General features: G+C 32.9%; 19 protein-coding genes. 16 read left to right on the top strand and 3 right to left on the bottom strand.

Annotated features, from left to right (window positions below; translation table 11 throughout):
* The 9 genes from ligA to dinB all read left to right on the top strand — a co-directional run bounded on the left by ligA (nt 1) and on the right by dinB (nt 11,883).
* A complete protein-coding gene (ligA, locus tag AST02_RS00835; RefSeq protein WP_069815013.1) occupies nt 1–2,004 on the top strand; it encodes an NAD-dependent DNA ligase LigA in 2,004 nt (667 codons plus the stop codon).
* A gap of 12 nt (nt 2,005–2,016) precedes the next feature.
* Nucleotides 2,017–3,234, top strand: a complete 1,218-nt coding sequence (locus AST02_RS00830; RefSeq protein ID WP_046466254.1) for a CamS family sex pheromone protein — start codon at nt 2,017–2,019, stop codon at nt 3,232–3,234.
* A 746-nt stretch (nt 3,235–3,980) separates the two neighbouring features.
* Entirely contained in the window at nt 3,981–4,283 is a 303-nt protein-coding gene (gene gatC / locus AST02_RS00825; protein WP_046466253.1) for an Asp-tRNA(Asn)/Glu-tRNA(Gln) amidotransferase subunit GatC, read from the top strand.
* Between the two features lies 1 nt (nt 4,284).
* Complete coding sequence (gene gatA, locus AST02_RS00820) at nt 4,285–5,742, top strand: Asp-tRNA(Asn)/Glu-tRNA(Gln) amidotransferase subunit GatA (protein WP_046466252.1); 1,458 nt, start codon at nt 4,285–4,287, stop codon at nt 5,740–5,742.
* A gap of 12 nt (nt 5,743–5,754) precedes the next feature.
* A complete protein-coding gene (gene gatB / locus AST02_RS00815; RefSeq protein WP_069815005.1) occupies nt 5,755–7,182 on the top strand; it encodes an Asp-tRNA(Asn)/Glu-tRNA(Gln) amidotransferase subunit GatB in 1,428 nt (475 codons plus the stop codon).
* Between the two features lie 212 nt (nt 7,183–7,394).
* The gene (locus AST02_RS00810) at nt 7,395–8,312 is read left to right on the top strand and encodes a diacylglycerol kinase (RefSeq protein ID WP_046466250.1); all 918 of its coding nucleotides are present in this window, start codon (nt 7,395–7,397) and stop codon (nt 8,310–8,312) included.
* Nucleotides 8,313–8,465: 153 nt separating this feature from the next.
* Nucleotides 8,466–9,827 carry a 23S rRNA (uracil(1939)-C(5))-methyltransferase RlmD gene (gene rlmD, locus AST02_RS00805; RefSeq protein WP_069815004.1) on the top strand — a complete coding sequence of 454 codons (1,362 nt, stop codon included), beginning with the start codon at nt 8,466–8,468 and terminating at the stop codon, nt 9,825–9,827.
* Nucleotides 9,828–10,046: 219 nt separating this feature from the next.
* Nucleotides 10,047–10,604 carry a DUF3267 domain-containing protein gene (locus AST02_RS00800; RefSeq protein ID WP_069815003.1) on the top strand — a complete coding sequence of 186 codons (558 nt, stop codon included), beginning with the start codon at nt 10,047–10,049 and terminating at the stop codon, nt 10,602–10,604.
* Between the two features lie 208 nt (nt 10,605–10,812).
* Nucleotides 10,813–11,883 (top strand): DNA polymerase IV, encoded by a 1,071-nt coding sequence (gene dinB / locus AST02_RS00795; RefSeq protein WP_046466247.1) that lies wholly within the window; start codon nt 10,813–10,815, stop codon nt 11,881–11,883.
* Between the two features lie 31 nt (nt 11,884–11,914).
* Here the strand turns inward: dinB and AST02_RS00790 are convergent, their stop codons facing one another.
* Nucleotides 11,915–12,469: a 3'-5' exonuclease gene (locus tag AST02_RS00790; RefSeq protein ID WP_046466246.1), complete on the bottom strand. Its 555-nt coding sequence runs from the start codon at nt 12,467–12,469 to the stop codon at nt 11,915–11,917.
* Nucleotides 12,470–12,652: 183 nt separating this feature from the next.
* Nucleotides 12,653–13,153: an H-type ferritin FtnA gene (gene ftnA / locus AST02_RS00785; RefSeq protein WP_002507198.1), complete on the bottom strand. Its 501-nt coding sequence runs from the start codon at nt 13,151–13,153 to the stop codon at nt 12,653–12,655.
* Between the two features lie 169 nt (nt 13,154–13,322).
* Here ftnA and AST02_RS00780 point away from each other — a divergent pair, with 169 nt between their 5' ends.
* Nucleotides 13,323–14,642 carry a Mur ligase family protein gene (locus AST02_RS00780; RefSeq protein WP_069815002.1) on the top strand — a complete coding sequence of 440 codons (1,320 nt, stop codon included), beginning with the start codon at nt 13,323–13,325 and terminating at the stop codon, nt 14,640–14,642.
* Nucleotides 14,639–15,364 (top strand): type 1 glutamine amidotransferase, encoded by a 726-nt coding sequence (locus AST02_RS00775; protein ID WP_069815000.1) that lies wholly within the window; start codon nt 14,639–14,641, stop codon nt 15,362–15,364. The genes AST02_RS00780 and AST02_RS00775 overlap by 4 nt, the downstream gene beginning before the upstream one ends.
* 112 nt (nt 15,365–15,476) lie before the next feature.
* Here AST02_RS00775 and AST02_RS00770 read toward each other — a convergent pair whose 3' ends face one another.
* The gene (locus AST02_RS00770; RefSeq protein WP_046466243.1) at nt 15,477–16,463 is read right to left on the bottom strand and encodes an FUSC family protein; all 987 of its coding nucleotides are present in this window, start codon (nt 16,461–16,463) and stop codon (nt 15,477–15,479) included.
* A 179-nt stretch (nt 16,464–16,642) separates the two neighbouring features.
* Here AST02_RS00770 and map point away from each other — a divergent pair, with 179 nt between their 5' ends.
* From map to vraR, 5 genes are all read left to right on the top strand, one after another.
* A complete protein-coding gene (map, locus tag AST02_RS00765; protein ID WP_046466242.1) occupies nt 16,643–17,395 on the top strand; it encodes a type I methionyl aminopeptidase in 753 nt (250 codons plus the stop codon).
* Nucleotides 17,396–17,499: 104 nt separating this feature from the next.
* On the top strand, nt 17,500–17,886 hold the full coding sequence (locus AST02_RS00760) for a hypothetical protein (RefSeq protein ID WP_046466241.1): 387 nt from the start codon (nt 17,500–17,502) through the stop codon (nt 17,884–17,886).
* 16 nt (nt 17,887–17,902) lie between these two features.
* Nucleotides 17,903–18,604: a cell wall-active antibiotics response protein VraT gene (gene vraT / locus AST02_RS00755; RefSeq protein ID WP_046466240.1), complete on the top strand. Its 702-nt coding sequence runs from the start codon at nt 17,903–17,905 to the stop codon at nt 18,602–18,604.
* Complete coding sequence (gene vraS / locus AST02_RS00750; protein ID WP_046466239.1) at nt 18,601–19,644, top strand: sensor histidine kinase VraS; 1,044 nt, start codon at nt 18,601–18,603, stop codon at nt 19,642–19,644. Before vraT ends, vraS begins: the two co-directional genes overlap by 4 nt.
* Nucleotides 19,634–20,263: a response regulator transcription factor VraR gene (gene vraR, locus AST02_RS00745; protein ID WP_002507206.1), complete on the top strand. Its 630-nt coding sequence runs from the start codon at nt 19,634–19,636 to the stop codon at nt 20,261–20,263. The genes vraS and vraR overlap by 11 nt, the downstream gene beginning before the upstream one ends.
* Nucleotides 20,264–20,304 lie beyond the last annotated feature (41 nt).

Genomic DNA, 20,304 nt, shown 5'->3' with positions numbered 1-20,304 from the left:
GTGGCTGATTTACAATCACGCGTCGACGAATTGCATCAACGCTTAAATCGCTATAGTTATGAGTACTACGTTCAAGATAACCCATCAGTGCCAGACAGTGAATACGATAAATTGTTGCATGAGTTAATAGACATTGAAGAGACTCACCCAGAATATCGAACGTCTGATTCTCCAACAGTAAGAGTCGGCGGTTCTGCCCAATCAACTTTCGAGAAGGTAAGACATAATACCCCGATGCTCAGTTTAGGCAACGCGTTTAATGAAGAAGACTTAAGAAAATTCGATCAACGTATACGTGAACGTATCGGTGACGTAGAATACATGTGTGAATTGAAAATAGATGGCTTGGCAGTATCTTTGAAATATGAAAATGGCCGATTTGTACAAGGGTTAACACGTGGAGATGGTACTACAGGTGAGGATATTACGGAAAATTTAAAAACAATTCATGCGATTCCTTTGAAAATCAAGGAAGCTAGAACATTTGAAGTTCGTGGCGAAGCGTATATGCCTAGACAATCATTTTTTAATTTAAATGAAGCAAAAGCTAAGAATGATGAACAAGCGTTTGCGAATCCACGAAATGCTGCTGCAGGTTCACTTAGACAATTAGATTCAAAGCTTGCAGCTAAACGTAAACTAAGTGTTTTTCTTTATAGTGTTAATGACTTTACTCAATTTAATGCGAATACACAAAGTGAAGCATTAGATGAATTAGATGAGTTAGGCTTTAAAACGAACCAAGAACGTCAACGTGTACAAACAATTGATGATGTGATTGCATATATTGAACAGTGGACTGAAAAAAGAGAAGCATTACCTTATGATATTGATGGTATTGTAATTAAAGTGAATATGGTAGAGCACCAAGAGGAGCTTGGTTTCACTCAAAAATCACCACGTTGGGCGATTGCGTATAAATTCCCAGCAGAAGAAGTGATTACAGATTTATTAGATATTGAATTAAGTATAGGTAGAACAGGTGTAGTCACACCTACAGCTATTCTTGAACCAGTTAAAGTTGCTGGGACTACTGTTTCTCGCGCTTCTTTACATAACGAAGATTTGATTCACGACAAAGATATTAGAATTGGCGACAGTGTAGTAATTAAAAAAGCAGGGGATATTATACCTGAAGTCATTAAAAGTGTATTAGATAGACGTCCAGATAACGCGGAAGTTTATCATATGCCAACACATTGCCCAAGTTGTGAACATGAATTAGTACGCATAGAGGGCGAAGTTGCTTTACGCTGTATCAATCCTAAGTGCCAAGCACAACTTGTAGAAGGCATGATTCATTTTGTTTCTAGACAAGCAATGAATATCGACGGTTTAGGTACAAAAATCATTCAACAACTTTATGATAATGAAAAGATAAAAGACATTGCAGATATTTTCTACTTAACAAAAGAAGATTTGTTACCACTTGACCGCATGGGAGAGAAAAAAGTAGATAATTTAATCAATGCCATTGAAGTGTCTAAAAACAATTCGTTAGAACAGTTATTGTTTGGTTTAGGTATCAGACATCTTGGCGTAAAGGCAAGCCAAGTTATAGCTGAAAAATATGGCACAATGGATAAATTATTCGAAGTAACTGAAGAAGATTTTGTTGGTATTCATGACATCGGACACAAAGTAGCTCAATCTGTAGTTACGTATTTAGAAAATGAAGATATTCGTGCACTTATTAATAAATTAAAAGAAAAAAATGTTAATATGACATATAAAGGCATAAAGACAAGTGATTTGGAAGGCCATCCAGACTTTAAAGGCAAGACAATTGTACTTACTGGTAAGTTGTATCAAATGACTAGAAACGAAGCTTCAAAATGGTTAGAACTTCAAGGTGCAAAAGTTACGAGCAGTGTAACTAAAAGTACAGACTTAGTCATCGCTGGCGAGGATGCAGGCTCTAAATTAACAAAAGCTGAAAAATTTGGTACAGCAATATGGTCAGAAGAAGACTTTGTTCAGAAGCAAAATGAAATCGAGGGATAGAGGAGATAATGCATGAAACGGAAGGTTATACTATTCATCTCAGCAGTTTTTTTATTATCAGCATGTGGCAATGATGATGAGAAAAGCAAAGAACAATCTAATGAAAATGAACAACAACAGCAGCAACAAGATTCTGGTTCTGTAAAAGATATAGCAACAGATAAAAATGTATCAGGAAACAATTACAGAACAATATTACCATTTAAAGAAAGTAAAGCACGCGGTGTATTACAAGAAAACATGGCAAATAGTTATAACGGTGAAGATTTCGAGAGTGGTCTATTAGATTTAAGTAAAGAAGTCTTTCCAACTGAAGATTATTTATATCAAGATGGCCAATATCTAGATAAAGATACGATTAACGCATATTTAGGACCTAAATATACTAAAGATGAAATCGATGATATGGATGAAGACGAACGTAAAGAGAAAAAAGCAAATGAGAATTTAGGATTAAATCCATCTCATAATGGTGAAACTGATCCTGAGAAAATTGCAGAAAATTCACCAGCATATCTTTCTAATATTTTAGAACAAGATTTTTATAATAGTGGAGATACAAAAGGTAAAAAAATTAAAGGTATGACGATTGGTTTAGCGATGAACAGTACATATTATTACCAAAAGGAAAAAGATGGAGAGACCTATAGTAAGAAATTAGATGACAAAGAAATTAAAAAACAAGGTAAAAAAATGTCTGAAGAAATACTTACTAGACTACGTGAAAATAAAGAACTGAAAGATATTCCAATTCATTTTGCTGTTTATAAACAGTCCGGAGAAAACTCTATTATACCTGGTGAGTTTATCGCTGGTACAACAGTTGAAGGTGATAAAACACGTATTAATGAATGGAAAGATATTCAACAGAAAACTGCTTTATTACCATCTGGAGAAGCTGCAGAATTAGATGAAAGTTTAAACTCTGATTTCAAACAGTTTAATGATAATCTCCAAACATATTTTAATAATTTCACTCAAGCAGTAGGTACTGTTAAATTTGATAATAAAGAAGCTAAGCAATTATCTGTAGATGTACCAATTGATTATTATGGTAAAGCTGAAACCATAGGTATTACACAATATGTCACTGAACAAGCAAGAAAATATTTCGATGATATAGATGAGTATGAAATTCACATTAAAGATGGTAATAACCCTAAAGCACTAATTAGTAAAACAAAAGAAGATAAAGAACCGCAAGTTCATATTTATAAAAACAACAACTAATTTTTAGCCAGCCTTGTAAGGGTGGGAATACGAAATCAAATTTGAAATTTGATTTCTATCCCGCTCTTTTTTGTTTTAAAATTTTCCGATTTTGAAAGTGCATGCTTGCCTGGGGTATGGCTCGAGCCTGTAGTCTCTCGCTCACACTATTCCCCTAGGCGTCAGCCCTTTACAAAATCGGTTTATTACATAAATTTATACAAAAAACTTTAGTATAGCGAACTTACTTTAACATATTTTTAAAACGCGATAGCTTAGGTATTAGAATTATAATCTGACTCAATAGATAATATCATTGGAACTGTGATACTAGTCACTAACAATGAATGCTTAAAATTTGATTTCTATCCCGCTCTTTTTTGTTTTAAAATTTTTCAATTTTGAACGTGCATGCTTGTGTCTTTTCGAACATGAATGGTTATACAAGAGGATTCATAATAGCGTCGAGGTAAATGTTAAGTAATTTTATGACTTTACTCTATAGATACTAAGTGTTAAACGCTTACATTTTTTTGGAGTATATTCTATATTCATAGAAATAATAGAATTATTATACATATAAAAGTGATGAATACTTATCCACATCTTGAAAACCTAGCTATAAAAGGGTTGTGAAAACATATATTTTTTGGAAAAGTATAAAAATAAATCACTATAATTTACTGTTATTATCGAAAAGCTTAGATTTTTGGGCGGAATTTTGGTACAATTTTGTAATGAATGAGTAAAAAGGAGGCTTTTATTTAATGGCTAAAGTTACACGTGAAGAAGTAGAGCATATAGCAAATTTAGCTAGACTTGAAATTACTGAAGATGCAACTGCAGAGATGCAAGAAACATTAGAAAGTATTTTAAACTTTGCTAATCATATAGATACAGCAGATACAAGTGAAGTAGAACCAACATATCACGTATTAGATTTACAAAATGTATTACGTGAAGACAAAGCAGACGAGGGTATTCCTCAAGAGCTTGCATTAAAAAATGCTAAAGAGACGGAAGATGGACAATTTAAAGTCCCATCTATCATGAATGAGGAGGACGCTTAAGATGACCATCCGTTATGAATCTGTGGAAAATTTGATCAACTTAATAAAAAACAAAGAAATTAAGCCTTCACAAATTGTGAATGATATTTATGATGCAATCGAAGAAACTGATCCAACAATCAAATCGTTTCTTGCATTAGATAAAGAAAATGCAGTTAAACAAGCTCAGGAATTAGATGAATTACAAGCTAAAGACCAAATGGAAGGTAAACTTTTTGGTATTCCTATGGGTATTAAAGACAACATTATTACTGAAGGCGTTGAAACAACTTGCGCAAGTAAAATGTTAGAAGGATTTGTACCTATTTATGAATCAACAGTAATGAATAAATTACGAAATGAACAAGCAGTACTTATTGGTAAACTCAACTTAGATGAATTCGCTATGGGTGGTTCAACTGAAACTTCATACTTTAAAAAGACGGTTAACCCATTTGATCATACTGCAGTACCTGGAGGGTCATCAGGTGGTTCAGCAGCAGCTGTAGCAGCAGGTTTAGTTCCTTTCAGTTTAGGTACTGATACTGGTGGTTCAATTCGTCAACCAGCGGCTTACTGTGGCATCGTAGGCATGAAACCTACATATGGTCGCGTATCACGTTTTGGATTAGTTGCGTTTGCATCATCATTAGACCAAATCGGACCACTTACACGTAATGTTAAAGATAATGCCTTAGTATTAGAAACAATTACTGGTTTAGATGAAAATGACTCTACAAGTGCGCCAGTTGAAGATTCAGATTTCACTACTGATATCGGTAAAGATATTCAAGGTCTTAAAGTTGCGTTACCAACAGAATACCTTGGTGAAGGTGTATCAGAAGATGTTAAAGCTTCTGTTAAACAAGCTGTTGAAACACTAAAAGAATTAGGTGCAACAGTTGAAGAAGTATCATTACCAAACACTAAATATGGTATCCCTTCTTATTACGTTATTGCTTCATCAGAAGCTTCATCAAACTTATCTCGTTTTGATGGTATTAGATATGGTTACCATTCACCTGAAGCGAACTCATTAGAAGAATTATACAAAATGTCTAGAAGTGAAGGTTTTGGTGACGAAGTTAAACGTCGTATCTTCTTAGGTACTTTTGCATTGAGTTCTGGTTATTATGATGCATTTTATAAAAAATCACAAAAAGTAAGAACATTGATTAAAAATGATTTTGACCGCATATTTGAAAACTACGATGTTATTGTAGGACCAACGACACCAACACCAGCGTTTAACATAGGTGAAGAAATTGATGATCCGCTTACAATGTATGCGAATGATTTATTAACAACACCAGTAAACTTAGCTGGATTACCAGGTATTTCTGTTCCTTGTGGTAAATCAAACGGACGTCCAATTGGTTTACAATTTATTGGAAAACCATTTGATGAGAAGACGTTATATCGTGTCGCTTACCAATATGAAACAAAATTCAATTTTCATAATGAATACGAAAAATTATAAGGAGTGGAAATCATGCATTTTGAAACAGTTATTGGACTAGAAGTCCATGTTGAGTTAAAAACAGAATCTAAAATGTTCTCTGCATCACCAGCACATTTTGGAGCAAAACCTAACTCAAACACAAGCGTAATTGATCTTGCATATCCTGGTGTGTTACCAGTTGTAAATAGACGCGCTGTTGATTGGGCTATGAGAGCTTCAATGGCAATCAATATGGATATTGCAACAGAATCTAAATTTGACCGTAAAAACTATTTCTATCCAGATAATCCAAAAGCATATCAAATTTCACAATTTGATCAGCCTATTGGTGAAAATGGTTATATTGATATTGAAGTTGATGGTAAGACAAAACGTATCGGCATTACACGTCTTCACATGGAAGAAGATGCTGGTAAATCAACGCATAAAGATGGATACTCTTTAGTAGATTTAAACAGACAAGGTACACCATTGATTGAAATTGTTTCTGAACCAGACATTCGTTCACCAGAAGAAGCATATGCATACTTAGAAAAACTACGTTCTATTATTCAATATACTGGTGTTTCTGACTGTAAGATGGAAGAAGGCTCACTACGTTGTGACGCTAACATCTCATTACGTCCATATGGCCAAGAAGAGTTTGGTACAAAAGCAGAGTTGAAAAACTTAAACTCATTTAGTTTTGTACGTAAAGGTCTTGAATATGAAGAAAAACGTCAAGAAGAAGAACTATTAAATGGTGGAGAAATCCTACAGGAAACACGTAGATATGATGAGTCAACTGGTAAAACAATTTTAATGCGTGTTAAAGAAGGCTCTGATGACTACCGTTACTTCCCAGAACCAGACATCGTACCTTTATATGTGGATGAAGCTTGGAAAGAGCGTGTACGTCAAACAATCCCAGAATTACCAGATGAAAGAAAAGAAAAATATGTGAACAACTTCGGCTTACCTGCTTATGATGCGCATGTATTAACACTTACAAAAGAAATGTCTGATTTCTTTGAAAGTGCTATTGCTGAAGGTGCAGATGCTAAATTAACTTCTAACTGGTTAATGGGCGGCGTGAATGAGTATCTTAATAAAAACCAAATTGATTTATTAGATACAAAATTAACACCTGAAAACTTAGCTGGAATGATTAAATTAATTGAAGATGGCACAATGAGCAGTAAAATCGCTAAAAAAGTGTTCCCAGAACTCGCTGAAAATGGTGGGGATGCGAAACAAATTATGGAAGATAAAGGCCTAGTTCAAATTTCTGATGAAGCTACACTTTTAAAATTTGTAAACGAAGCGTTAGACAATAATGAACAATCAGTTGAAGATTACAAAAATGGTAAAGGTAAAGCTATGGGCTTCTTAGTTGGTCAAATTATGAAAGCTTCAAAAGGCCAAGCCAATCCTCAATTAGTAAATCAATTGTTAAAACAAGAATTAGATAAAAGATAATTAAAAATGCGTTGGATTTTAGTGTAATGTGATGATTAGATAACGCATTACAATAATAGATATAGCAGAACCTGTAGAACGTTTTTGTCTACAGGTTCTTTTACTATTTATACGATATTATATATATTCTGTAAAATTTGGCCTAAATACTTTTATCATTTATCTAAATCATATAATATAGACATTGAGTATAAGAAGTCGAGGGATAAAATATGAGAAAACGAGCTAGAATCATTTATAATCCAACATCTGGAAAAGAATTGTTTAAACGTACCTTGCCAGATGTTTTAATTAAATTAGAAAAAGCAGGGTTTGAGACAAGTGCATATGCAACTGAAAAGGTTGGAGACGCAACTTCAGAAGCAGAACGCAGTTTAGAACAAAACTATGATGTATTAATTGCTGCCGGTGGTGACGGTACGCTTAATGAAGTCATAAATGGTATTGCAGAGCAGCCGAACAGACCTAATATAGGCATTATACCTATGGGGACAGTAAATGATTTTGGACGTGCACTACATTTGCCAAATGACATTATGAGTGCAATTGATGTGATTATAGAAGGCCATACAACACGGGTTGATATAGGCAAGATGAATAGTCGTTATTTCATAAATTTAGCTGCCGGTGGTCAATTAACACAAGTTTCTTATGAGACGCCAAGTAAATTGAAATCCATCGTTGGACCGTTTGCCTATTATATAAAAGGTTTTGAAATGTTACCCCAAATGAAAGCTGTCGATATTCGTGTGGAATATGACAATGAAGTTTTTCAAGGGGAAGCATTATTGTTCTTATTAGGTTTAACGAATTCTATGGCTGGTTTTGAAAAATTAGTGCCAGATGCTAAGTTAGATGATGGTTATTTTACATTGATTATCGTTGAAAAAGCAAACCTTGCTGAATTAGGACATATAATGACCCTAGCTTCTAGAGGAGAACATACTAAGCATCCTAAGATACATTATAAGAAAGCCAAATCCATTAGCGTATCATCATTTGTAGATATGCAGTTAAACGTAGATGGTGAATATGGTGGTAAATTACCAGGCAATTTCTTGAATTTAAAACAACATATCGAAGTATTTACGCCAAGTGATATTAATAATGATGAAATAGTTGAACAATAAAAGTAGGTTTCGTATAATATTACAAAATCAATTTGAAGAACTTAAGTGTTTCAAGTTAAAATGAATAGTCGAAAAAATTAAAGATACAGAATAAACTGAGAGGTTAGGTAAAGACATCAAATATCCTAACCTCTTTTAGTGTGGGGTGAAGTCATGGATACAATTCAAAAAAATGAGGTTGTAGAAGGAAAAGTTATAGATTTAACACATGAAGGACATGGTGTTGTTAAATTAGATCGCTATCCTATATTTGTACCAAATGCATTGATTAATGAAACAATAGAATTCAAAGTGATCAAAGTTAAGAAAAATTTTGCAATAGGTAAGCTAATTGAAATTAAAAAAGAGAGTGAAGAACGTGTAGAACCACCATGTGTTTATTACCATAAATGTGGTGGCTGTCAGCTACAACATATGACTTATCAAGCGCAATTGAATATGAAAAAAGAGCAAGTTGTCAATTTGTTCCACCGTAAAGCAGATTTTAAGGACACAATTATTCACGATACGATTGGTATGGATAATCCTTGGTTTTATCGTAATAAATCTCAAGTCCCAGTTGGTAAGAACAATGAAAATAAAGTGATTACAGGATTCTATCGTCAAAGAAGTCATGACATTATAGATATGGATGAATGTTTAATACAAGACAATATGCATCAAGATGTGCTGAATCAACTCAAATTATGGTTCAATGAATTAAATATCAGTATATATAATGAACGTAAAAAACAAGGACTTATGCGTCATGTCGTAATTAGAACAGGACACCATTCTAGAGAACTGATGGTTGTATTTGTTACAAACGGCAAGAAATTTAAACAAAGTGATGTGCTTACAGAAAAATTAGTAGCAGCATTTCCAGAAATCGTGAGCGTCAAACATAACGTGAATGATACACATTCGAATGTCATTATGGGTGAAACGTCATATACGCTATATGGTAAAGATGAAATTCAAGATACACTTTCAGATGTAACATTCAAAATCAGTGATCAATCTTTTTATCAAATCAATTCTATTCAAACTGAAAAATTATATCAACGTGCAATTGAATATGCTGAACTTAAAGGTGAAGAAACAATACTAGATACTTATTGTGGTATAGGTACAATTGGATTATACATGGCACCGAAAGCGCAACATGTCTATGGTGTTGAAATTGTCCCAGAAGCGATTGCAGACGCAAAGCAAAATGCGACCTTAAACCAGTTCGAAAATACTACTTTTGTCTGTGGTAAAGCTGAAGAGGTTATTCTAAAATGGAAAGCACAAGGCATTAAACCAGATGTAGTAATGGTTGATCCACCTAGAAAAGGCTGTGACGAAACTTTCTTGGAAACACTTTTAGAATTGAACCCAAGAAAGATTGTCTATATTTCTTGCAATCCATCAACGCAACAACGTGATGCGCAACAATTAGCACAACAATATAAATTAACACAAATTACACCAGTAGATATGTTTCCACATACCACGCATGTTGAAACAGTAGCACAATTTGAAAGACGCTAAATTATAATATTTTATATTTAGGTAGCTTAACGTGAATATTGGATTTGTGTGAATTTAATTAATAAGTTGTTTACTAATTATTGCAAAATATTGCAGAACAAGTAAGTTTGTTAAAATTCAATTACAAGCAACTAACATACTTGAAAAGCCCATCATTAGTGGTTACAATCGTTGTATAGTCTAGGTAATAGCGATGACGATGACACGGAGGGTTGACACATGTTCAAGATTGATTTGTTCTCTAGCAAGAAAATGCTAGAAGGTTTTATACTTTTTCAATTTACAATAGTGATGGTTAGTATATTATTATCTTATAAATTTGCTTATTCATTTACACACATTATAGAACAAAATATTATATTAAATTTAGTATACGGTATATTAGGATTTGCAGTTGTTTATTTCTTACATGAATTTATTCATAATATAATGTTCCGTTTGTTGTCAAAAGGCAATAAACCTACTTTCCAGATCCGCCAAGGTTTAATTACTACCCATATGCCAAATGTATATTTTAAAAAATGGCAATACATCACTATCATGTTAGCTCCCTTAGTCGTTATTACAACAGTGTTGATTATATTATTCTCATTTTTTGCATATTCATCTATGATATTTATAGCGAGTCTTCATATTGGATATTGTGTAATGGACATGTATTTCTTAACAGGCGCATTTAATAATAAAGTGCAATATATTGAAGATACAGAAGAAGGTATAATATTTTATTCAGAGAGTCCAGTGACACAAATACAGGCTCAGACAGAAGTGAAATAAACATAATTGAATTTATAAATTTTAATCTGAGTTAGTTATTTACTTACAGAGAGATGTTGATGATTGTGTTCAGCAGTCGTTTGTTCTGATAAGAGATAACTGGCTCTTTTTTTGTTACTTGAGCAAATTATAAGAAAATACATATTTTAAAAGTTAAGATTAAACTAATATTAATCATTGTATCTAGACGATGAAGGAGGTGAGTGCATTGTCAGAAAGACGTATTATCCATATCGATATGGACTATTTTTTTGCGCAAGTAGAAATGAGAGATAATCCAAAGTTAAAAGGGAAGCCTGTGATTGTAGGTGGTAAAGCAAGCGGTAGGGGCGTAGTTTCAACAGCCTCATACGAAGCTAGAAAATATGGTGTACATTCTGCAATGCCCACTGCACAAGCACATAAGTTATGTCCAAATGGTTTTTATGTTACGCCAAGATTCGAAGCGTATAAAGCAGCTTCAGAAAAGATTATGAAGATATTTAAGAGTTATACTGATGTTGTAGAACCATTGTCATTAGATGAAGCTTATTTAGACATTACACATTTAGTTAGAGCAGATTTACCTGCATCAAGCATTGCTCAATATATACGTAAAGATATTTTTGAAGCAACACAACTGACTTCTTCTGCTGGTGTATCTTATAATAAATTTTTAGCTAAATTAGCGAGTGGAATGAATAAGCCGAATGGGTTAACAGTAATTGATTATCATAATGTACACGAGATATTAATGGGATTAGATATAGGCGATTTCCCTGGTGTAGGTAAAGCTTCCAAACAGAAAATGCATGATAACGCAATATACAATGGTAAAGATTTATACGAACAAAGTGAAAGAGAATTAATAAGACTTTTTGGTAAACGAGGACATGGGCTGTATAACAAAGCGAGGGGTATAGACTATAATCCTGTTAAATCAACAAGAATAAGGAAATCAGTTGGTACAGAGCGTACTTTTGCGACGGATATGAATGATGACGATCAAATATTACAAAAAATATGGGAATTAAGCCATAAAACAGCTGAACGTTTAGCTAAGTTACAAAAATCCGGTAAGACAGTTACAGTAAAAATAAAGACGCACAAATTTGAATCATTATCGAAACAGCGAAGCTTAAGAGATCCTGTCAGAGATGAAACGGATATTTATAATATAGCTTATACTTTATATACAGAATTAAAAGATCCAGATGTGCCCATTAGACTAGTAGGTGTAACGGTAGGTAATTTAGAAAAAGCATCTTATGAAAACATGACAATTTATGATTATATTTAAAAAAGTGAGTTCAAATTTGAAGCTAACTTCATTAATCTTTATCCTTTAAATCTTTGCCATAAATATTAAGCATACTATTTAAATCATCATAGTGTTTTAAAAGGCGAAATGTGATCATTGCACAAGCTTTCGCATCATTTAATGCATCATGATGACCATGAAAATCTAAATTGTAATATTGCATCATATAATTTAAGCCGTAGCGATGGTTCTGTATTGTTCTTCTTGATAGTTGTAATGAACAGAAGTATTTCATATTTGGCGTATCACTACCTATAGCTTTAATACTTTCATGCAGGACACTCATATCAAAAGCAGCATTATGTGCGACAACTGGTAGGTCGTCAATGAATTGCATCATAAAAGGGTATACTTTTTTAAACGTGGGAGCATCATAGACCTCATCTGGTTGTATACCATGTACAGCAATATTTTGTTGTGAAAAGTAATCGTTTGGATTAACTAATGTGTAAAATGATTCAGTGATTTGGTGATTAACAACTTTAACCATACCAACTGAACAGATACTTGTACGTTTACCATTAGCAGTTTCAAAATCAAGGGCAATAAATGCGTCAGAATTCATTAAGCAAGATTCCTTTCTCATGTGTGAATATGATATGACTTTATATAAATATGTGCTTAGAGTCAAGTTAACCAGACTTTAACAAGGCAAATTACAAGCGCATAATAAACATAAAAACTCATCCCAGATTTAAATTGGGATGAGTTTTTATTGAGACAATAAACTTAAGTTATAATATGAAGATTACTCTTCGTCAAATGAACGTGCAGCTAATTCTTTCTCGTATAGGTAAAGTGTATTGCTGTCATCACCGATACGTTTTAGGTAATCAAGGTGTGTTTCAAACATCGCTTCTTCTTCTACTTGTTCGTCTAAGAACCAATTCAAGAATGAAATAGTAGCATAATCTTTCGCTTGATTAGCTAAATCTGATAAATTATAAAATCTACGTGTAACATCTTGTTCTTGCGCTAAGCCATCTTGAAATGTTTCCAAGATACTTGAGAAATCTGATTTTGGGGCAGGAATCGTTGCAAATAAAGCGTGTTCTCCACGGTCATTGATATAATCATATATTTTTTTACCATGGAATCTTTCTTCTTTCGCTTGTTGAACATAGAAATTCGCAAAACCTTCGTATGATTCTTTGTCGCAAAAAGCGGCCATTGCCATATACGCATGTGCTGCAAAATATTCATGATTCATTTGTTCATTTAATGCATTTAACAATTCTTTGTTTAACATAAGTAATAGCCTCCATGTATGTTTTTTTTCAGTATAGCAAATCTATTCTCATTAGTAAATAATAATAATTATAATCTAGAAAAAAGACATGGTTATTTCAATTGAGAATTGTTTGGAATACAACTTAATCATGTTATAATATTTGAGTGAAGAGTGAAGGAGGAAGTACATGAGACATTGGACTGCAACCCACTTAGCAAAATTGGCTAAGCAAGCAAGTAAAGCTGCTGGGAAAAAGGGCACAGACTTGCCAGGTCAAGTTGCTAGAAAAGTGGATAAAAATATTTTAAGAAAATTAGCATCACAAGTTGATGAAATTGTCTTTATAAGTGGCACAAATGGGAAAACAACCACTTCAAATTTAATTGGCCATACATTAAAAGTAAATGATGTCGACATCATACATAATAATGAAGGTGCAAATATGGCTGCAGGTATTACTTCAGCATTTATTTTGCAAATTAAACAAAGTACAAAAATTGCAGTCATTGAAATTGATGAAGGCTCGATTCCAAGAGTACTCAATGAAGTAACACCAACAATGATGGTGGTTACTAATTTCTTCCGTGATCAGATGGACCGTTTTGGGGAAATAGATATTATGGTAAATAATATTGCAAATGCGATTAATAATAAAGGGATTAAGTTATTGTTAAATGCAGATGATCCATTTGTCAGTAGATTGAAGATAGCTAGTGATACAGTTGTATATTATGGGATGAAAGCACATGCACATGAATTTGAACAAAGTACAATGAACGAGAGTCGCTATTGTCCAAATTGCGGTCGTTTATTACATTATGATTATATTCAATATAATCAAATTGGGCATTATCATTGTGAATGTGGGTTTAAACGAGAGGATACTAAATACGAAGTGTCTGAATTTAATTTAAATCCATTCATTAATTTAAATGTAGGAACTGCTACTTTCAATATGAAAATCGCGGGAGACTTTAACGCTTATAATGCGATTGCAGCTTATACAGTGCTAAAAGAATTAGGACTCAATGATGAAGGTATAAAACGTGGATTTGAAACATATACGTCGAATAATGGACGTATGCAGTACTTTAAAAAAGACAGTAAAGAAGCAATGATTAACCTTGCCAAAAACCCTGCCGGAATGAATGCTAGCCTTTCTATAGGAGAACAACTAGAAGGTAGCAAAGTTTATGTCTTAGGATTGAATGATAATGCAGCTGATGGAAGAGATACTTCTTGGATTTATGATGCTGATTTTGAAAAATTAGTAAAACAACAAATCGAAGCAATTATTGTTACAGGGCTACGTGCAGAAGAATTGCAGTTAAGGTTAAAGTTAGCAGGTGTAGAAGCACCAATCATTTTAGAAAGAGACATATATAAAGCGACAGCAAAAACGATGGACTATAAGGAAAGCTTTACAGTAGCTATTCCTAACTATACTTCTCTAGCACCTATGTTAGAACAATTAAATCACTCTTTTGAGGAGGACAAAGCTAGATGAATGAATTGACTGTTTATCATTTTATGCCTGATAAATTAAATTTATACAGTGATATTGGGAATATTATCGCGTTGAAACAACGTGCAAAATTGCGTGATATTAAATTGAATGTTGTAGATATAAATGAAACAGAAGGCGTTACTTTTGATCAATGTGATATTTTCTTTATCGGTGGCGGTAGTGATAGGGAACAAGCACTAGCTACTAAAGAATTAAGCAAAATCAAAACGACATTAAAAGAAGTAATTGAAGACGGCATGCCTGGTTTGACAATTTGTGGTGGTTATCAATTTTTAGGAAGTAAATATATTACGCCAGATGGTACTGAACTTGAAGGACTTAATATTTTAGACTTCTATACTGAGTCACAGAAAGAGCGTCTAACTGGAGATATTGTTATCGAGAGTGACACGTTCGGTACAATCGTTGGTTTTGAAAATCATGGTGGTCGTACGTATCATCCATATGGCACTTTAGGTAATGTGACACATGGTTATGGTAATAATGATGAAGATGCTAAAGAAGGTATCCATTATAAAAACCTATTGGGGACTTATTTACATGGGCCTATTTTACCTAAGAATCATGAAGTGACTGATTACTTACTAGAAAAAGCATGTGAACGTAAAGGTATACCATTTACGCCTAAGCAGGTAAATAATACTGAAGAAGAAGCTGCCAAACAAGTAATCGTTAATCGTGCAACACAGAAACAGAAATAAGCTTAATAAAATAAAGTGGCTGTTAGAAATCCTATTGGAAATCTGACAGCCACTTCTTTTATTTTTGAAAATCTTTTGAATTTCAATGCGTATGACTTATCTACACAAAGTGTTACGCAAAACGATGGTCCAATATACGATAGATTAATAGAATTTCATAAATTAGGTGACTTTTTAATTGATTATCATCAAATTCGTCTAATCCTTTAACAGAAGTTTTCAATAATGAAGCAGATTGTTGTTGACGCTCAAAAGATCCAGTAGTGTATATGTCATTAATACTTTGAGCAATACTTAAGATGGCGATTTTTTCTTCATTCGTAAATTGGATATGCGTGCCTTTAGGTAAATAGACTAAGTTTGATAAATGCGTAATAAATAATCTATTTGTATGTGTACGTGTTGTTAATGATTTTAAACGTATCCATTCTGAATCGTGATGTTTGTGATAGCTCAGCTCATCCTTTTGATAAGAAAGCAATATCTCAACCTTTTGATTTAAATCTAACAATATATTTAATTGTTGGTAAGGCGCACCTTTAGTAAATTTGCCTAACAGTAACTGACGCATACGATGATGAAAGAGACCGTACATTTTAGACTCTACTTTATTTATTGAAGATTCAAGTTGGTCATAATATTTTGGTGGGAGTATAACAAAGTTGACTAAACCAGCCGTGACCAGACCAATAATTGCAGTTAATAGTCTTGAGAAAAAGTTGAAGAAATAAGCATCATGTATACCGGGTATCATAGCCATTGCTGTTAATGTAGCAACTGTGGTTCCGGCTTGAAGTTTTAACTTAGTACAAAATATTATTGTAAATGTAGCACTAAAAGCATAGGCAAAAGCAGATTCGTCGCCAAAAATAAATGTAAAAATAACTGCAAAGAGTGCGCCAATTACCGTAGCTGGAAGTCTACGATATCCTTTTTTTAATGATGCCTTTGCAGTGGGTTCAATTGTGACAATAGCAGTTAAAATTGCGAAAATAGGATTTAAATCTAATGCCAAACAAAAAAATGCAGTTAAAAAAGTAGCTAACCCAGTTTTAATCGTTCGTGCACCTATTAGTCCTTTATACCAATTGTTGCTCATAAAAAAACTCCTAGTCATGTTATGTATCAGAAGAGAATTAACACGAATTACAAAAGTAGCCATGTTATTCATATAATCAAAATGTTAAACTATACGTGTTCAAATATTCTAATTTATTATATCAAAAAAAGTCTGCTATAATAAGAAGGAATATAATTTACAAAAAGGAACGGGATAATATGATCGTAAAAACAGAAGAAGAATTAACAGCTTTAAAAGAAATTGGTTATATTTGTGCATTAATTAGAGATACCATGCAAGCAGAAACAAAGCCAGGTATCACAACAAAAGAGTTAGACGATATTGCAAAAGAATTATTTGAAAAACATGGTGCACTTTCTGCTCCAATCCATGATGAAAAATTTCCAGGACAAACGTGTATTAGTGTTAATGAAGAAGTAGCACATGGTATTCCAGGCAAACGTAAAATACGCGAAGGTGATTTAGTTAATATCGATGTTTCAGCTTTGAAGAATGGCTATTACGCTGATACAGGCATCTCATTTGTGGTTGGTGAAGCGGACAATCCATTGAAACAAAAAGTCTGTGATGTAGCGTTAGAAGCATTTGATGCGGCTATGACAAGAGTTAAAGTCGGTGGGAAGTTAAGTCAAATCGGTAAAGCAGTTCATGCTACTGCACGTAAAAATGATTTAACAGTTATTAAAAACTTAACAGGTCATGGCGTAGGACAATCACTTCATGAAGCACCAAGTCACGTGATGAACTATTATGACCCTAAAGATAAAACTTTGCTTAAAGAGGGTACAGTGATTGCAGTTGAACCATTTATTTCTTCAAAAGCAACATTTGTGACAGAAGGCAAAAATGAATGGGCATTTGAAACGAAAGATAAAAGTTTTGTTGCTCAAATTGAGCATACTGTCATCGTTACCAAAGATGGACCAGTGTTAACTACTAAAATAGATTAGATAGTGTTTCGGTCTAAAGTCCTAATATAAGATGGTTCCGGAGCCTATACCAATGGTTCCGGATATTTTTTATAATAGAGTTTAATCGATCATGAGGTGATTCTATGAATTATATTACGTCTTATTTAGAAAAGATGACAAAACACACATTTCGCACAAGCATAGTGGAGTACCAACGTTTTCTTGATAAAAAATTGAGAAGTGTTGAAATGTATATTAAATACTTAATTGAAAGAAAGGGTAATGTAGGCAGTTTAATTGATAGACTGACATTATCATTAGAAAATAAATATATTGATATGTTGGATAACGAGTACATTGATTGTGCCGAAGAAATAGAACATAAAGATATAGAGCAAATAAAATGTGAATTAAATGAAATGGAAGCAGACTACGCTCGTATTGAATCCGATTTATCACAACAAGCAACAGAGAGAGCTAATATTGAAACTGAGTGTGATCTAATCGAACGCATTAGTTTAGTCGCTTGAAGAAAGGTGGCGAAACATGACTCATAAATATATATCGACTGAGATGTTAATTGTTTTTACAACATTATTGATTATTGCCAATTTCTATTATATATTCTTTGAAAAAATTGGTTTCTTACTCGTGTTATTACTTGGCTGTATCCTAGCCTATGTAGGTTATTTGTATTTCCATAAAATACGGGGACTCTTATCATTTTGGATTGGTGCTTTGCTGATTGCATTCACTTTATTATCTAACAAATATACAATTATCATTTTATTTATCTTTTTAATAATGCTAATCATAAGATATATTATTTATAGATTTAAACCATTAAAAGTAGTCGCTACTGATGAAGCAATTGAGTCTCCAAACTTCATTAAACAAAAATGGTTTGGTGAGCAACGTACACCAGTATATGTATACAAATGGGAAGACTTACAAGTGCAACATGGCATAGGTGATATTCATATCGATATGTCTAAAGCTGCTAATATTAAAGAAAACAATACTGTAGTGATACGACATATTATAGGAAAAGTTCAAATTATCGTACCTTTAAATTATAATATTATTTTAAACTTTACTGCCTTGTATGGGAATGCTTATGTTAATGAAACTTCTTATAAAGTTGAAAATAATAACATTAAAATCGTGGAAGAGACGAAAGAAGAAAACTATGCTGTAAACATTTATGTTTCGACGCTAATTGGCGATATTGAGGTGATTTATAAATGAATCACTACATAAGAGCAATAGGTTCCATGTTGATATTAGTTTATAGTACATTTTTCGCTCTATTTTTTATCGATAAAGTATTTGTAAACATAGTGTATTTTCAAGGTATGTTTTATACACAAATTTTTGGAATACCAGTTTTATTATTTTTAAATTTATTAGTTATTTTTCTCTGTATTATTGTAGGATCGGTATTAGCATATAAAATAAATCAGCAAAACCACTGGTTACAAGACCAAATAGAACGTTCTATTGAAGGTCAAACAGTAGGTATTAATGACCAAAATATTGAATTATATAATGAAACAATTGAATTATATCAAACGTTAGTTCCATTAAATCAAGAAGTACACAAATTACGTATGAAAACGCAAAATCTAACAAATGAATCATATAATATAAATGATGTGAAAGTTAAAAAGATTATAGAAGATGAACGACAAAGACTTGCACGTGAGTTACACGATTCAGTAAGTCAGCAATTATTTGCAGCGAGCATGATGCTTTCAGCTATTAAAGAAACACAATTGGAAGCACCTTTAGATCAACAAATACCATTATTAGAAAAAATGGTACAAGATTCTCAGTTAGAAATGAGAGCCTTACTATTACATTTAAGACCTATTGGATTAAAAGACAAATCGTTAGGTGAAGGTATTAAGGATTTAGTCGTTGATTTAAAGAAAAAAGTACCTATGAAAGTTGTACATGATATTGAAGAATTTGAAGTACCTAAAGGTATTGAAGATCATTTGTTCAGAATTACACAAGAAGCCTTATCTAATACTTTGAGACATTCAAAAGGTACCAAAGTAACAATAGAATTGTTTAATATGGCAGATTACTTATTATTACGCATTCAAGACAATGGTAAAGGATTCACTGTTGATGATAAGGTAGAACAAAGTTATGGTTTAAAAAACATGCGAGAACGTGCGCTTGAAATTGGTGCGACGTTCCATATTGTTTCTTTGCCAGATTCGGGTACAAGAATTGAAGTAAAGGCACCATTAAATAAGGAGGATTCACATGACGATTAAAGTATTATTTGTTGATGATCATGAAATGGTTCGAATTGGAATTTCTAGTTACTTATCTACACAGCCAGATATTGATATTGTAGGGGAAGGTCAGTCAGGAAAAGATGCGATTGAAAAGGCTCATCAATTAAATCCTGATTTAATCTTAATGGACCTGCTTATGGACGATATGGATGGTGTCGATGCTACTGAGCAAATTAAAAAAGACTTACCTCATATTAAAGTTGTGATGTTAACAAGTTACATTGAAGATAATGAAGTATATCGTGCTTTAGATTCTGGTGTAGACAGCTATATTTTGAAAACAACTAGTGCTAGCGATATAGCCGAGGCGATTCGTAAAACATATAAAAATGAATCTGTATTTGAAGCTGAAGTGCTTGTGAAGATGAGAAATAGAATGAAACAACGTGCCGAATTATATGAAATGTTAACGGAACGAGAAATGGAAATTCTATTACTTATCGCAAAAGGTTACTCAAACCAAGAAATTGCGAGTGCATCACACATAACGATTAAAACAGTAAAAACACATGTAAGTAATATATTAAGTAAATTAGAAGTACAAGATAGAACACAAGCAGTTATTTATGCTTTCCAGCATAATTTAATACAATGATAAATTCTATTTTAAGTATTTCCAAAAGGCTAAAACCGAAA

The sequence above is a fragment of the Staphylococcus equorum genome, from assembly GCF_001747895.1.
Classification (GTDB): domain Bacteria; phylum Bacillota; class Bacilli; order Staphylococcales; family Staphylococcaceae; genus Staphylococcus; species Staphylococcus equorum_A.
The sequence above is the reverse complement of the archived record's forward strand: the minus strand, read 5'-3'. Positions and strand labels throughout refer to the sequence as shown.

Excerpts from the sequence above, each read along its gene's own strand:
- AST02_RS00830 (WP_046466254.1), top strand. The coding sequence starts at position 2,017 with ATGAAACGGAAGGTTATACTATTCATCTCAGCAGTTTTTTTATTATCA.
- gatC (WP_046466253.1), top strand. The coding sequence starts at position 3,981 with ATGGCTAAAGTTACACGTGAAGAAGTAGAGCATATAGCAAATTTAGCT.
- gatA (WP_046466252.1), top strand. The coding sequence starts at position 4,285 with ATGACCATCCGTTATGAATCTGTGGAAAATTTGATCAACTTAATAAAA.
- gatB (WP_069815005.1), top strand. The coding sequence starts at position 5,755 with ATGCATTTTGAAACAGTTATTGGACTAGAAGTCCATGTTGAGTTAAAA.
- AST02_RS00810 (WP_046466250.1), top strand. The coding sequence starts at position 7,395 with ATGAGAAAACGAGCTAGAATCATTTATAATCCAACATCTGGAAAAGAA.
- rlmD (WP_069815004.1), top strand. The coding sequence starts at position 8,466 with ATGGATACAATTCAAAAAAATGAGGTTGTAGAAGGAAAAGTTATAGAT.
- AST02_RS00800 (WP_069815003.1), top strand. The coding sequence starts at position 10,047 with ATGTTCAAGATTGATTTGTTCTCTAGCAAGAAAATGCTAGAAGGTTTT.
- AST02_RS00790 (WP_046466246.1), bottom strand. The coding sequence starts at position 12,469 with ATGAATTCTGACGCATTTATTGCCCTTGATTTTGAAACTGCTAATGGT.
- ftnA (WP_002507198.1), bottom strand. The coding sequence starts at position 13,153 with ATGTTAAACAAAGAATTGTTAAATGCATTAAATGAACAAATGAATCAT.
- AST02_RS00780 (WP_069815002.1), top strand. The coding sequence starts at position 13,323 with ATGAGACATTGGACTGCAACCCACTTAGCAAAATTGGCTAAGCAAGCA.
- AST02_RS00775 (WP_069815000.1), top strand. The coding sequence starts at position 14,639 with ATGAATGAATTGACTGTTTATCATTTTATGCCTGATAAATTAAATTTA.
- AST02_RS00770 (WP_046466243.1), bottom strand. The coding sequence starts at position 16,463 with ATGAGCAACAATTGGTATAAAGGACTAATAGGTGCACGAACGATTAAA.
- map (WP_046466242.1), top strand. The coding sequence starts at position 16,643 with ATGATCGTAAAAACAGAAGAAGAATTAACAGCTTTAAAAGAAATTGGT.
- AST02_RS00760 (WP_046466241.1), top strand. The coding sequence starts at position 17,500 with ATGAATTATATTACGTCTTATTTAGAAAAGATGACAAAACACACATTT.
- vraT (WP_046466240.1), top strand. The coding sequence starts at position 17,903 with ATGACTCATAAATATATATCGACTGAGATGTTAATTGTTTTTACAACA.
- vraS (WP_046466239.1), top strand. The coding sequence starts at position 18,601 with ATGAATCACTACATAAGAGCAATAGGTTCCATGTTGATATTAGTTTAT.
- vraR (WP_002507206.1), top strand. The coding sequence starts at position 19,634 with ATGACGATTAAAGTATTATTTGTTGATGATCATGAAATGGTTCGAATT.